This is a genomic window from Paenibacillus aurantiacus, assembly GCF_042431225.1.
GTDB classification, from domain to species: domain Bacteria; phylum Bacillota; class Bacilli; order Paenibacillales; family Paenibacillaceae; genus Paenibacillus_Z; species Paenibacillus_Z aurantiacus.
Window position 1 is genome coordinate 91,219 of record NZ_JBHMDO010000021.1, and the last position, 12,852, is coordinate 104,070.

The following is a 12,852-nucleotide window of genomic DNA, read 5'->3' on the forward strand; positions in this document are numbered from 1 at the left end:
TTCGATTATGTACGGAAATGGTAGCCATAGTCTACCATTCCCCATGGGGACCGGTATAGTAGACATGGAGATTTTGGTGCATGACGTGCCCATGGAAGACGGTTGCGCAGCTAGATTAGGCGGAGCCGCGCAAATAGTAGCACCGGCGCCGCTATTGCGCGGCTCGTTGCGCTTCCGAGCTCAATAGTGCGTGGGCGACGCTATTGCGCGGCACCACTATGCTGCCGAGTCTACTGCGGTTGCAACCGACTACGCCCAGGCCGCTGTCAACCGGGCCAAAATAACAATAGAGCAGGCCGCCTTAGCAGCCTGCCCGCTCCTTTCGTTCCGCGCTCCCCAATATGCAGTCCGCCTACCAGTAGCCCTTGATTCCGCGCTCCAGCCGAACGAGCGCTTCCAGGTAATAGTAGTCGCCCCATATCATATAGTCGTCCGGCGCCCGATCGCCGCGTACATGGTAGGACCCATGCCGAAGCAGTCCTACCGCGCCGGGTATTGCGCGCGTGGAGTAGTTCTCCGCAAGCGACGTCATCATCGCATGCAGCGCTTCCGATAATTCGCCGCGGTCCGGATCATCGGCCGGCAGCAGCTCGAGCAGCTCCAGGATGCCGCATGCCGTTATCGCCGAGGCCGAGCTGTCGCGAGGCGTGCCCGCTTCGACCGTTACGTCGAAATCCCAGTAGGCGACATGGTCCTCCGGAAGATGCGCGATGAAATACTTCGCCAATCGTTTGGAGGCGTCCAAATAGATGTTTTCGCCCGTATACCGATAGCTGAGCGCGAACCCGTACACGCCCCATGCTTGACCGCGGGTCCACGTCGATCCGTCTTGATACCCCTGATGCGTGCCGCCCCGAAGGGCGCTGCCGGTCTCCGTATCGAAATAGAACGTATGATAGCTCGAGCCGTCGCCGCGCACGAGGAAACGCAGGCTTTTGCGCACATGCTGCACGGCGATGTCGTAATACTTCCGATCCCCGGTCTGCTCATGCGCCCAGTAAAGGAGCGGCAAATTCATCAAGCAGTCGATAATGATCCGCCCGCCGTTCTGCGGATCGTCTTCCTGGCCCCACGCCTGCAGCGCGCCGTAAGTCGGCCGGTAGCGAAGCAGCAGTTTGTCCGCCGCCTCCAATGCTAGCTGACGTGCCTCCTCGCTTCCCGTCACCCGCCATTGCGCGACCGCCGAGAGCGAATAGAGAAACCCGATGTCGTGATGGTCGAGCACGATATGATGGTCCAGCCGATGCCGGTAATGGGCGAGCTGCTCCTCCGCCGATGTTTTGAAGAACGAATCCCCGCCGTATTCATACGCCAGCCACATCATGCCGGTGTAGAACCCTTCGATCCAGTCGTCGTTGCCGCCCCATTCGTATTTCTGCCCTTCGGTAATATGGGGGAATTGCCCCGGATGATTGCGGATATTGCCGCGCAGCGTTGCCAGCGCCGATTCGATTGCGTCCTGCCACATGCGATTCACCTCGTCCATGAAATAATGATGCATCTTTACTTAATAAGCGTAACCGTCACCGCGCCGCCGCTTCGCCGGATCCAGACGACTTCGCCGAACACCTGCGTCCCGTCGACCACGTACGAATCGATATGACGACCTGGTTTGCGGTGACAGATAAGTATGATATGTTCCTCCGCGCCATCGCCAGTGCTGCCGTTCGCAACATCCGGTCCTGCCAACCCGCCGATTGCCGCTGCCGGCGCGACAATGCGAACCGCCTCGGCTGCCGAATCCGCAACTTTGTCGCCCGTGTAGGTGAATACGTCCACCGGCTCTACGGAAGGCACTTCCGTTGTGCCCGGCCGCATCGGGAAAATCACCTGGAGCATGGAGCTAAAGCCGCATCCCGCCAGCTTGTAGGCAGCTGCCATGTTCGTCTCCAGCCGGTTGTATTCCCGCGATATCCGGCTCTCCCGCAGCTCGCAGGTTAGACGCGACGGGTGAACCGGGATGATGCGCACCCCCGCCGCCTCCGCAGTGGCGAACGTCCCGCACGCCAGACCTTTCGCGTCCACTGTCGCTTCATCGCCCGGCCAGAAGTGAAAATGCTGCGCGAACTCGTGCTCGCCCGCGCACGCGAAGCTGTCGCTAAGCAGCCAGAAGCCCGGCTTGATGAACACGATCCGACGAAGCGGCACCACGGGGTCCGCCAAATGCATATAGCCGTCATGACTGCCCTCGACGTAATCGAATTCCGTCTCCGATGCCCACTGCACGCCCATCGGCTGAGCTACGCGGCCGCTTGCCCACGTATCGACGTATTCGGTGAAGTCGACCCCGTCCACCGTCGTCGTGTTGTGCGCATCGCACTGTTTGAGTGCGCGTCGCCATTCGGTATGATCCCCGTAGTTGTACCGTCCGGAATCCGTGAGCAGGTCGCGCCCGTACGCATGGACGTCAACATGAAGCATATCCGCATGCCCGTGCCCGCCGCCCAGAAAGCCGCAGTGAAAATACAAATATGCCGCCTGCTCCGTCCAATCCGAACGCATGACGTAGTTGCCCGATGCCGTGAACGGCTTGGATACTACCGAAGGCTCGTGCGGCGTCAGACGGCCATAAGCGCGAACGCCTTCCATGCCGAACGTCCAGGCGTTATCGAAATCCAGCCGGTCGAACCCGCCGAAACGCAGCGTCTCGTCCTCGAACAACAGCGCGCCCGCGGTCAGCAGATCCCGCAGATCGTTGTCATCGCTGTCGCCCTGCAGCGGCTGATGATGGTTCGGCTTCGCGATGTGCAGATCGGCGTACAGCATCCGGCGCGCCGTCTCTTTGATCTTCGGCTCGGCCGCAATCCCGTTGTTCCGGGCGAGAATAAGATAATCCATATACCCATGCAGCACCTCGTTGTGGTACATTGGCGATTGTTCCCAATGCAGCCCTTCCTTCGTCGCCTGCAGCAGCGTCGACTTCAGCCGTTCCGCGCTCATCGTCCGCCAGTTCGCCGCTTCCTTCCACGCGGGCATGAAGACCGACAGCCCGAACAGCCCGTGATTCTCCAGCACGCCCCAGTTGCTGATCCGCTTCCATCCCTCGCACGGCGCGGAGGCGATATATTCGCCGTGCTCATGCAGCGATTGCAGCATCGCCGCCAGCAGCTCCGGGGTAAAATGCGGACTGCGCTTCACGTACTGGAACGCCTTGATCCAATTCTCGCATCGCAGCCCGGCTTCGATCGTGCGCCAAGCGAGTCCCGGCGCATCAAGCGTCGCCGGCACCGGATTGTTCGCGATCCAATGCGCCATCTGGCGGCACAGCGCCTCGGCATATTGCTCGTCCCCCGTCAACGCATAAGCCTGCCCAAGCGCAATCCAGTACCGGTGGCGATTCAGCATGTACGTCCATTCCGGGTCCTGAGCCGGCACATGATGCCAATCGATCGCGCCGTTCTCGAACACGACCGGCTCGTTCGCCCGCTCCATGTCCCATGGGAAACGGAACACGAACGTGTCCCTGATGACCTCGTTCGCCGTCTCCATGACGAGCGCAAGCTCGTGCGACTCCAGCTCTCTTACATAGGCGACGAGCTCCTCGAGCTCGTCATCCCGAAAATAGAGGCGAGGCGTGCCGCGGTTCGCCATATATGTATGCAGGGCGTCAAGCGCACTAGTCTCGTCTCCGGCCGCAAGCGCTGCCCGCACGGCGAGCAGCTCCCCCCGATCCAAATCCAGGCTGCCCGCCCATGCCGCGCGTTCCTTAAGTTCCGCCATTTCTATTGTTCCGCCTTCCGTAAATATCTCCGTTGTTCCATCTCCGCACGCAAATCGCTCTCCCGCACGACTCCCTGGCATGCCGAAGCAGCGCCGCGCCGATCGACGCGGCGCGCGGCAGACGCTGCCGATGTCTCCCGGGATCGTGCCGCAAGCCGGCCCGCGCGCCTTTCGTTATTCCGCGAGCTCCAGCTCCAACACCGTATTGCGCGCATCCGGCAGCTCATATGTCGCATGCACCGGCAGGGCGAAGTTGACGAACGCGTCATGCGGGAACAGCTCGGCATTCCACGGCCGCGCCAGATGCAGCTCCGAACCATCCGCCAGCAGGCGCGCTTGTTTAACTCGGCCCTCGAGCCCCTGCAGCAGGACAGCTCCGATGCTTGGCTCGAACAGATGCGCGTACAGCTTGTTCCCCCGGCAGGTATAACGTCCCCACTCCGGCTTCGCCAGATCTGCGCGGCCGCAGCCGTAGATACTTTCGCCGTTCCGTTCTAACCAAGCGCCGACCTCCCGTAGAATGGCGAGCGACTCGTCCGGGATCCGGCCTTTCGCGTCGGGACCGACGTTCAGCAGCAGATTGCCATTCTTGCTGACGCATTCGACCAGCTTGCGGATGACGGTCGTCGCCGATTTGTACGCTTTGTCCGCCGGCGCGTAACCCCAGTTATTGTTCAGCGTGATGCACGCTTCCCACGGAATCGGCCCTCCGCTGTCGCTCGTGATGCCCGCCGGCGGCACGATCTGCTCCGGCGAGGCGAAGTCGCCCGCATAGAGCGACGGATGATCGGTATAAATGGTGCTTTGGCGCTCGCCGTTCACTTCCAGCCGATTGTCGATCAGCATGTCCGGCTGCAGCTCGCGAATCATGTGCATCAGCTCGGTCGCGCGCCATTTCTCCCCGGACAGCTCGTCGTAAGAGAAGTCGAACCACATGATGTCCAGCTTGCCGTAGCCCGTCAGCAGCTCCCGAATTTGGCCGTGCATGTAATCGAGGTACCGTTCGAATTGCTCCGGTTCGCGGGCGTACGCAGGGTCGTCCCGCATCGGATGATGCCTGTCGCCGTAGGCGGGATAGTCCGGATGATGCCAGTCGAGCAGGGAATAGTACAAGCCGACCTTGAGACCTTCCGCCCGGAATGCCTCCACGAACTCACGCACGAGATCGCGCCCCGCCGGCGTGTTCGTCGCCTTGTAGTCCGTGAGCGCGCTGTCGAACAGACAGAAGCCGTCATGATGCTTCGCGGTCAGCACCGCATATTTCATCCCTGCCTGCTTGGCTGCCCTGGCCCATGCCGCAGGATCGTAGCCCGTCGGATCGAACTGGTCAAAATATGGCTGGTACGCCTCCACCGGCATGCGCTCAAAGCTGCGCACCCACTCGCCGCGCGCGGGTATCGCGTATAATCCCCAATGGATAAACATGCCGAATCTCGCTTCGCGGAACCAGGCGGTGCGCGCATCGCGCGCTTCTAGTAAGGAATGCTGCATCGTCGAACCCTCCCTTGTTTTCTTCATTATAGGGAGCGTCAATCGGGGAGCGGAATAACCAAAACGAACTTCCGCGTGCACATTCTTTACCTTTTGTCTTTGAGCGCGGGCCGAAGCGTTCGCATACGCCTGCCGTCGTCGTGTAATGAAAAAGACGTCCAGCGGACCACGCGGCCCGTTGGACGTCTCTGTTTAAGTAGTGCTTGGTTCGCTGCTTACTTGTACGGCATGCGTATTCGTCTCGTGCACACCTTGCGCGTTGCGCGCTCGGATCAGCACTTGATACATTTTGGCTGGATCCAGCCCGCTCACGGACGTTTGATAAGGGAATCGGTCCGCGCGATCGCCCGCCCCTGCATAATCCGATGGAACATCCGGACGAACGGTCTCGACGTATGCCGCGTCGCTCTGCTGCTTCAAATCGCGCGCCATATCGAAAGGAGTCCCTTCTTTGACGTACAGGGAATACCGGATCGGACGCGCTTGCGAATGAGCGAGATCCCATTGCACGATCAGCTTGCCGTCTTCGAAGAACGCCGCCTGCGCGCCTTCACGCGGCGCCTCGTACGGTTGGCCGAACGCCGGCGTCTTCGTGCTGCCCCAGACCGGCCTTTCCGCTTTCGCCGGCATGTAGTCCTTCACGAACGTATTGATATCGGTTAACAGCCGGTTCGACAGGTAGTGCACCATACCCAGTTGAACCGCGGCTTCGTTAATATCGTCGGTCAGCATCCGAGGACCGGACGCCAATGGCGAGCGATGAAGCGCCTGCTGGAGCTGTCCGCCCGCAGGGCCTTCCGCGTAACCGAGGCTGAGGACGCGGAAGCCGTCTGGCCGGTCGGCTTCGGCCAGCAGCTTCTGGGCCGCGTTATATTTGTTATCCGCGAAGAACGTGGCATTATAATATTCATCTGCGCTGTTGTTCAATCGGAAGCTCTCGAACATGACGAAGTCCACATATGGCCGAAGCGTATGCTCGTAAGCGCCCAAATCCGGATTGTAGAAGAACAGCCCGCGATTGGCCGCCAGCAGCGCCGCCGGGTATTGCTGCGACAACTTCTGGATGAACGCTCGCGTACCCGGAGCGGTCCATTCGAATTCGCTCTGATTCCAGCTGGAGGCATTCGTATACGAGTTAGGGGCCGCGGTATCCAGCGTATCGATAAACAAACCGTCGAGTCCGTACCCCGCGCCATAGTCCGTCCCTAACAGCTCTCGAATTCCTGACACTTTGTCCTGCTTGAGCGTCATGTTGGATAGAACCGTGTACCAGAGCGGGTGGCCAATATTCACGAACGCGCCGTTGAAATTCGCGTTGAAATCCGGCACGCGATTGGCGCCCTTGCCATTCGTCGTGAAATTGTCGTTTAAATAGAACGGAGCGAAACCGCCGCCTGTCAGCTTGCCGACAACGTCGATCGGCCCTTTAAGCGAGCCCCCATCCGGATAAGGCGCACCTTGACGCGGATCGACCGCCGGCCCCGTGCCATCAAGGACGAAACGCTTGTCCTTCTTCATCTGAGCCGGGGTTAAGCCGATTGTCCGCGAATCCTCGCCGGCTGAAAGATAACCGAGCACAATAACGTCGTCGTCCGCGCGGTGAGGATCTTTCCCCATTCTTAGTCTAGCGACCTGCCGGGACGTAATTCCGGCTCGGGTATCTAGGATGATGAGCTTGTACTGGCTCTTGACCCGATTCACCAGCGCATCCGTCCAAGCGCCGTAGTAAATGAGATAATTATCGATCCGCTCGCGTGCATTCGCCTTCGCCTCCGGCTTGTAGCCACGTAATTCGAACGTCTCTGTCTTGCCGCTGGCGTCCGTCACTGCAAGCTGGACATCCGCGCCATCGTTCGGCTTTAATTTGTCGGCAAGCCTATTCCAAGTCACCTGGTAGGTTGCCAAGCCGGCGGCGGCCGCGGTAATGGTTGACTTGCTCAGCGTGCCGGCACGGTATGCCGTTTGGCCGGCGGTCTTGATGCGCAGCGACACCCGGTACGTACCGGGCTTGGCCGCGCGATATTCGAAGCGCAGCTTCGTTGCGTCTTGCTGGACGCTTGGCAGCGGGTAGAGCAAGAGGCTGGCGTCACCCGACGCATCGGCATGGCCGGCCGCTCCACCCACATGGATCGGGGCCAGCGCGATCAAGCAGGCTAGCAATAAGGTTGAAAGTCGTCTGGATGTGCGCATTTACGTTTGAATATCCTTTCCGTGCGTCTATTTTCACCGAACAATACTCTACCTTTTTTACCACACTTTAGGACATAAGCGCTAGTTATTTCGGACCAGCAACCAAAGCCCGCAGCTTGTTCGCCTGTTCCGCCGGGATCGAATAGCCTTGGCTCGTATTCTCCAAGTCGACCAGCAGGCCGTTCATGGTCCGGTCGGTTCCCAGCGCGATGTGGTAGCGCTTCGTCGTCTGGTTCCGGTAGATCAGGTTCAAGTCGTACTGCGCCATGTAATTGAGCTGTCCGGCCATCCGCTCCGCGCTCTTGACCGCTTCGATGAACGCGTTGATCGGTTCCGGCTCCACGGACTGCCAGTCGACGCAGCCAGGGTTCGGCAGGCCTTGATGGCACAACAGCTCGACGGTCACGATCTCGTCTTCCCGCAAATTCTGATCCTTCGGCTCTGCCGGCGGGCCGTACCTGCTGTTCCAATTGGCGACCCACTCCTTGTAGGACAGCCCGGTGACTTCCTCCAGCGTCCGCCCCTCGACGGAGTAAGGCGCGCCGATCCGCATCTCTTCGCCCTCGTTCACCGGGAACGACGTGCCGCCGATCACTTTGCCTTCGGACATGAGCACGACCAGTTGGATATTCGCGCGATACGTGGCTTCGAGCGGATGACCGTTCACGGTAAATCCGTATTCCGTAATCTCCTTGCCGATATAAGCATCCGGCGGCACCAGCTGCACGCCCCACGTCTGCATGTTCATCGCGGACTCCAAGCCGCTCCCGTACAGCTTCTCTCGGGTCAGCACGTACTGGTTCAGCAATCCTTCCCGGGACAGGACGTTGTAACGATGGCCTTCTATATACGTCTCCGCCTTCTTCTCGTCGTTCGCCGCATTATCGGTGCAGCCCGCGATGAGCAGGATCAGCGCCCCGATAACGATACCGATCGTCCGATGTCGAATCATGTCGTTCCCCCTTCTCGATTTGCCCCTACGGCATATAGCCGCCAACCTATTCGTTCGCCATCCCACCGCCTTTACGTTCACTGTTTGTCTTGCACAAGACTTATTTTACCAAATCTTACTTTCAAGAAATAATATTTTTTGAGGCTGCCCATGAAAAAAACTGCCCTCGCAGGCAGTTTCGCTCTTAAACGTATGTAGGTTCACGCTTCATGGCGGAAGGCGCGTCAAGACTTCTTCTTCGTCGCCTGCTCCATGTTCTCGGCCACCCGGAAGCGGACGATGGCACGCACAAGATCGATCGGCAGCGGCTCTTCCAGCGGAAATGCAATCGATCCTTCGGCTCCCTTGTAAGCGGACAGCTCCTCATGGAAGGCCGCGATTCCGCTCGGCGACGGGTCGAATCCGATGTGGTTCTTAAAACCGGCGAATTGAACCAGGTTGCCGTGCAGCTCGAACGTTGGCCTCTGATCGGTCATCTTCTCCGTCGCCTCCGGTGCCGCCTCCTTGATGACGTCTCTCATTGCCTGAAGCCGCTCCCGGATACCCGTCGGGAACCCGGCGATATAGGCGTCGATCGTGCCAGGCGCGTGCTTGGTTTCTTCCATTGACTCCACTCCTTATCCGCCCTTCTACCACCGCCGATCAAGAACGGTCTTGATTGGACTGCTTGGTCTCCAATAACCGCTGGAGCGAAATATGAATCGCCCGGAGATACGAAATAATCGAGATGAAGCCGATTACGATGACGATACCGAGGAATTCCATCCTTCTCGCCTCCCGTCTTGGTGGTTCAAGGACCCCAGAATAGCGTGCCGATAAACATATACAACCCAAATGCGAAAAATGCCAACACATTCACGCCGATGACGAGAATATCCTTCGCGGAATCCGATTTCTTGAACGCGATACTGGCCAATACGACCCCGATCGGAGGCAAAAGGAAAGTGGCGAGGAGGCCGAAGCCGTCATAAGAATGCCTATCGGTGATAAGGAGGCCGTCCACGAAAAAGGCCGCAATCGCGGCCAGCGCCAGACCTATAGCGATCATACGAAGCTTGCTCAGAACGATCATCTCACTCCCTCTGCTTATTGAGGATTCATTCGTGCCAATTCCTGCATAATGCCGTTTGCCGTTATGCATACTACTTACTGGTAAATGTTGAAGAACCGCTAGTCGCTTACGAGGAGGCTTCGTCATGATAACCCGAATCTATATTTTATTCACGGCGCTAATGGCTTCGATGCTGACGCTGCTCGATACGCTGCTTAATCAACGCTCCATCTGGTTATCGGTCAAGCAGCTCTTCCCGATCGCCGTCCCTGCGGCAGGCTGGTTCATTGCCTCCCTCTTCGCGTTCGGATTCGCCTGGGTGATCGGCAGCGATGTGCGTCTGCGGAGGAAGACGCACAAGGAACCGCGATGAGAGTACCTTGACGCTTTGCGGGTGAGCATGAGAAATCGGCGATGGAAAGCCGTCCTGATTGCCGGATTGTCAGCCCGACAATCCCCGCAGCCGATCGACGGCCTGAGTGACCCGCTTATCCTTGAACGCCCCTTCCGCGTTATAGAAAATCAGCACGCTTCCCACTTCGTATCGTTCATGATCAACCACGCTTGCGGCCGCCGTTTTGTTCTCAAACTGTTGAACGGCCTTCTCTACTTCCTTGGCGGAATTCAAGATATAGACGCTTACTAGCTGATCGCCGTTCACGGCAAATCCTTCGGGCGCGACGCCGCTAAGCGTCATGCGAAAGATGCTCTTCGGTGCCAGATCCGGCGCAGGGATAAGCGGAATGCCCTCCCGATCAAAGCTATCTTTAACCTGCTCCAGCGTAATGAGATTCGGTTGCTCGTCGCACCCGGTTAGCGCGAAGCAAAGCGCGAGCAGCAGCCACATTTTTATCATGAGCTCCCTCCTTCACTTTCCTTGACGGCCGGAACGTACGATTGGTCGGTATTTCCAGAACGATCCAACCCGCCACCCATTTCAGAATTCGCTTCATTCGATCCCCTTCCTACAAATAAGGCACAACCCACTGCACCCAATAGGCCGCCGGCAGGAACAGCGCTTGCGCGAACAGCGTGCCGCACAGCCGCGAAAGCATGAGCGCGCCGAACAGCTGATTGACCGAAGCGAGCGCCGCCTCCTTTCGCAGCGCGCGATCCGTCATCAACGCCACCTGCGGATCGATCAGCACGGTGAGCAGAATCGTCGCCAGGCCGTTGATCAGTCCCGACGATTGAGAGATGCCGATACTGTATGGGCCAGGCAGCGCGGACGCGTACAACGCCGCCAGCACACCTACCGTATACACCCCCGTGACGATGGCATTCAACGTCATCAGACGGAGCGGAAGCCTACCTTGACGGAATCGCCGCACCATCGCCAGCCGCGGTCTGCGAATATGGCGCACGCTATGCCGAATCGCCTCGGCGCGAATGAGATTGCGCACCATTCCGGGAACGGAACCCGCTTTCTCCAGATGGTCGATCATCCGCGCCGATAGCTGCGTGAACGTGGGGAACAGCGCAATCGCGATGAGCGTCCCGATCGATGCCCCGCCGATAATAAGACGGAAGCCCCCGGCCAAATCAAACTCCGCGTGACGCTTCGCGAAGTCCACGATCTTCCCCGTCATCGTCCCCTGCGCAATATTCGACGTTCGCGAGACGAGCACGATCATGCCCGTCAGCGACAGCGCGATCGCCAGCCTCCCCTTTCGTATGCCGGCCATTCGGACCGCATACGACAGCGTCTCCGCCGCATGGATGGTCATCGTCAGCAGCGCGATGCCGATCAATCTCTCCGTCATGATTCGTCCTCCTATTCGCCATCACACTCCTCGATAGCATATAGAACGCGGAACCTTGCGAAAAAGAGAAACTTCCGGCGCCTCAATTTCATCTTATTGGCTGAATCCATCCAGAGACGTGCGATGAACGAGACCTGTCGTGATTTTCATATTCGGGGCATAGACGAGCGGGCTCTCGCGGTTGAATTGCTCAGAGAGGAGCAGCTCCGCCTTATACACGCGCAATGCTTCCTCTTCGGTAACGCCGCGGTTCGTTAGATTGGCCAGATAGGCCTGTTCTTCGCCGGGAGCCGACCCGATGCCCTCCTCCTTCAAAGCGCGGAATAGCGCTTCCGCCTGTACCGTCGCGCCCGCGGGATTCAAGAAATTAACCTTGTCGCTGACCCGGCAGTCGATGTCGAGCACGCCTAGCTGGCCGAGATAGACCGGAAGCTTCAAACCGATGTTGCCGTCTCGCCCGCCCCGATTCGCATCCTGCTCGTACAGCTTCTGCAGCACACCGAGCTGAACGACCTCTGACAGCGGATGACCCTCCACGTGATAGTTCGCCATGTTCCCGATCCAGTGCGGCTCGAAACAAACGATGCGTCCGCCGTCTTCCAACGTATCGACCATCTTGCGCAGCATCCCGCGGGGGTCTTCCATATGCAGCAGGAACGCGTGACAGACGGCCAGATCGAAGGTGCCTTCGATGTCCAGCGTCGTCAGATCGCCTACGATAAACTCGGCGGCGAACGGCGCGTCCTTGAACAACTCTCTCCCGTGCTCGATCAACCGGACACCCGCGTCGATGCCCGTATAGCTAGAACCCGCCGGGAGGAGCGGCATCAGCAGGGCGGCCAAATAACCGTAACCGCAGCCGAAATCGACGACGCGGACGGGACGAGTCAATTTCCATACGGATTGTACCAGGAACGCGAGATAGTCGTCGTTATAGTACAGCCCCCTTGTTTTGCGTAAGTATTCGATTTGGTTGTCCCAGAAATAATCGCTCATTCGGTTGTCTCCTTCGCATGAGGTACCGTCGGCCATTCGCGCTGCCGTACGCACAACGCCATTGGGCCAACGAATTGTTGTTTAGCGTGTATCCCATTTTTTTACATCCAATTATGCATTCTCCGCCGCCACTCCCATTCCTTCCTGCGATTAAGGAGAAGCCTCGATTTATGCGGACAATACCGGACTTGATCCTCAATAAAAAGAGGCGTCTCTCTTAAACTGGTACCCATACACTGGACACTTCAAAAAAAGTGTTTAGTGTATGGGTACCTTTTTGTATACTGATGACAACAGTGGGGGCGAACAAAATGAGCAAAAAACACTTCAATCAAATGGAACGAGAACGATTAGCTTTGAATCCTAACGTCTTACGGGTAAGCGAAAAGTCGATTACCTATGCGGATGAATTTAAACGTCTGTTCATCGATCAATATATGTTGGGACGAACGCCAAGGGAGATTTTCGAGGCAAGTGGGTTTGATGTGGAGATGCTCGGAATGAAACGAGTGGAACAGTGTGCGGATCGTTGGAAGAAGGCCTATGAGAAGGACGGTATTGTTGGATTAGCGGACTCGCGTAAAGAAGCCGTGCTGCGTCCCTCAAAACGTGTATTATCGCAAGAAGAAATCATCGCTAGGCAGGAAGCGAAAATTATTCTTCTAGAGGCTCAGTTGGCATACGTAAAA

The 12,852-nt window shown here is 58.1% G+C and carries 13 protein-coding genes; 2 read left to right on the forward strand and 11 right to left on the reverse strand.

Going from position 1 to position 12,852, the window contains the following annotated elements; genetic code table 11:
• Positions 1-352: 352 nt before the first annotated feature.
• From ACFFSY_RS11630 to ACFFSY_RS11665, 8 genes are all read right to left on the reverse strand, one after another.
• Complete coding sequence (locus ACFFSY_RS11630; RefSeq protein ID WP_377493998.1) at positions 353-1,468, reverse strand: glycoside hydrolase family 88 protein; 1,116 nt, start codon at positions 1,466-1,468, stop codon at positions 353-355.
• Between the two features lie 35 nt (positions 1,469-1,503).
• The gene (locus ACFFSY_RS11635) at positions 1,504-3,720 is read right to left on the reverse strand and encodes an alginate lyase family protein (protein WP_377494000.1); all 2,217 of its coding nucleotides are present in this window, start codon (positions 3,718-3,720) and stop codon (positions 1,504-1,506) included.
• A gap of 174 nt (positions 3,721-3,894) precedes the next feature.
• Positions 3,895-5,211 carry an alpha-L-fucosidase gene (locus ACFFSY_RS11640; RefSeq protein ID WP_377494002.1) on the reverse strand — a complete coding sequence of 439 codons (1,317 nt, stop codon included), beginning with the start codon at positions 5,209-5,211 and terminating at the stop codon, positions 3,895-3,897.
• Positions 5,212-5,403: 192 nt separating this feature from the next.
• Positions 5,404-7,401, reverse strand: coding sequence for a putative glycoside hydrolase (locus ACFFSY_RS11645; RefSeq protein ID WP_377494004.1), 1,998 nt, complete (start codon positions 7,399-7,401; stop codon positions 5,404-5,406).
• Positions 7,402-7,486: 85 nt separating this feature from the next.
• Complete coding sequence (locus ACFFSY_RS11650) at positions 7,487-8,353, reverse strand: hypothetical protein (RefSeq protein ID WP_377494006.1); 867 nt, start codon at positions 8,351-8,353, stop codon at positions 7,487-7,489.
• A 224-nt stretch (positions 8,354-8,577) separates the two neighbouring features.
• Positions 8,578-8,958 (reverse strand): iron chaperone, encoded by a 381-nt coding sequence (locus tag ACFFSY_RS11655; RefSeq protein WP_377494008.1) that lies wholly within the window; start codon positions 8,956-8,958, stop codon positions 8,578-8,580.
• A gap of 37 nt (positions 8,959-8,995) precedes the next feature.
• Positions 8,996-9,118, reverse strand: coding sequence for a hypothetical protein (locus ACFFSY_RS11660; protein ID WP_377494010.1), 123 nt, complete (start codon positions 9,116-9,118; stop codon positions 8,996-8,998).
• Between the two features lie 25 nt (positions 9,119-9,143).
• Positions 9,144-9,425, reverse strand: a complete 282-nt coding sequence (locus tag ACFFSY_RS11665) for a YnaG family membrane protein (protein ID WP_377494012.1) — start codon at positions 9,423-9,425, stop codon at positions 9,144-9,146.
• Positions 9,426-9,549: 124 nt separating this feature from the next.
• Here ACFFSY_RS11665 and ACFFSY_RS11670 point away from each other — a divergent pair, with 124 nt between their 5' ends.
• Positions 9,550-9,777 (forward strand): hypothetical protein, encoded by a 228-nt coding sequence (locus tag ACFFSY_RS11670; protein ID WP_377494014.1) that lies wholly within the window; start codon positions 9,550-9,552, stop codon positions 9,775-9,777.
• A 69-nt stretch (positions 9,778-9,846) separates the two neighbouring features.
• Here ACFFSY_RS11670 and ACFFSY_RS11675 read toward each other — a convergent pair whose 3' ends face one another.
• From ACFFSY_RS11675 to ACFFSY_RS11685, 3 genes are all read right to left on the reverse strand, one after another.
• Positions 9,847-10,260, reverse strand: coding sequence for a hypothetical protein (locus ACFFSY_RS11675; RefSeq protein WP_377494016.1), 414 nt, complete (start codon positions 10,258-10,260; stop codon positions 9,847-9,849).
• A gap of 109 nt (positions 10,261-10,369) precedes the next feature.
• On the reverse strand, positions 10,370-11,167 hold the full coding sequence (locus ACFFSY_RS11680; RefSeq protein WP_377494018.1) for a lipid II flippase Amj family protein: 798 nt from the start codon (positions 11,165-11,167) through the stop codon (positions 10,370-10,372).
• A 93-nt stretch (positions 11,168-11,260) separates the two neighbouring features.
• The gene (locus tag ACFFSY_RS11685; protein WP_377494020.1) at positions 11,261-12,163 is read right to left on the reverse strand and encodes a class I SAM-dependent methyltransferase; all 903 of its coding nucleotides are present in this window, start codon (positions 12,161-12,163) and stop codon (positions 11,261-11,263) included.
• Between the two features lie 311 nt (positions 12,164-12,474).
• Here ACFFSY_RS11685 and ACFFSY_RS11690 point away from each other — a divergent pair.
• A partial coding sequence (locus tag ACFFSY_RS11690; RefSeq protein ID WP_377493838.1) for an HTH domain-containing protein occupies positions 12,475-12,852 on the forward strand: 378 nt, incomplete at its 3' end.

Bases quoted from the DNA above. Each gene is read 5' to 3' on its own strand.
- ACFFSY_RS11630 (WP_377493998.1), bottom strand. From the start codon at position 1,468: ATGTGGCAGGACGCAATCGAATCGGCGCTGGCAACGCTGCGCGGCAAT.
- ACFFSY_RS11635 (WP_377494000.1), bottom strand. From the start codon at position 3,720: ATGGCGGAACTTAAGGAACGCGCGGCATGGGCGGGCAGCCTGGATTTG.
- ACFFSY_RS11640 (WP_377494002.1), bottom strand. From the start codon at position 5,211: ATGCAGCATTCCTTACTAGAAGCGCGCGATGCGCGCACCGCCTGGTTC.
- ACFFSY_RS11645 (WP_377494004.1), bottom strand. From the start codon at position 7,401: ATGCGCACATCCAGACGACTTTCAACCTTATTGCTAGCCTGCTTGATC.
- ACFFSY_RS11650 (WP_377494006.1), bottom strand. From the start codon at position 8,353: ATGATTCGACATCGGACGATCGGTATCGTTATCGGGGCGCTGATCCTG.
- ACFFSY_RS11655 (WP_377494008.1), bottom strand. From the start codon at position 8,958: ATGGAAGAAACCAAGCACGCGCCTGGCACGATCGACGCCTATATCGCC.
- ACFFSY_RS11660 (WP_377494010.1), bottom strand. From the start codon at position 9,118: ATGGAATTCCTCGGTATCGTCATCGTAATCGGCTTCATCTCGATTATT.
- ACFFSY_RS11665 (WP_377494012.1), bottom strand. From the start codon at position 9,425: ATGATCGTTCTGAGCAAGCTTCGTATGATCGCTATAGGTCTGGCGCTG.
- ACFFSY_RS11670 (WP_377494014.1), top strand. From the start codon at position 9,550: ATGATAACCCGAATCTATATTTTATTCACGGCGCTAATGGCTTCGATG.
- ACFFSY_RS11675 (WP_377494016.1), bottom strand. From the start codon at position 10,260: ATGATAAAAATGTGGCTGCTGCTCGCGCTTTGCTTCGCGCTAACCGGG.
- ACFFSY_RS11680 (WP_377494018.1), bottom strand. From the start codon at position 11,167: ATGACGGAGAGATTGATCGGCATCGCGCTGCTGACGATGACCATCCAT.
- ACFFSY_RS11685 (WP_377494020.1), bottom strand. From the start codon at position 12,163: ATGAGCGATTATTTCTGGGACAACCAAATCGAATACTTACGCAAAACA.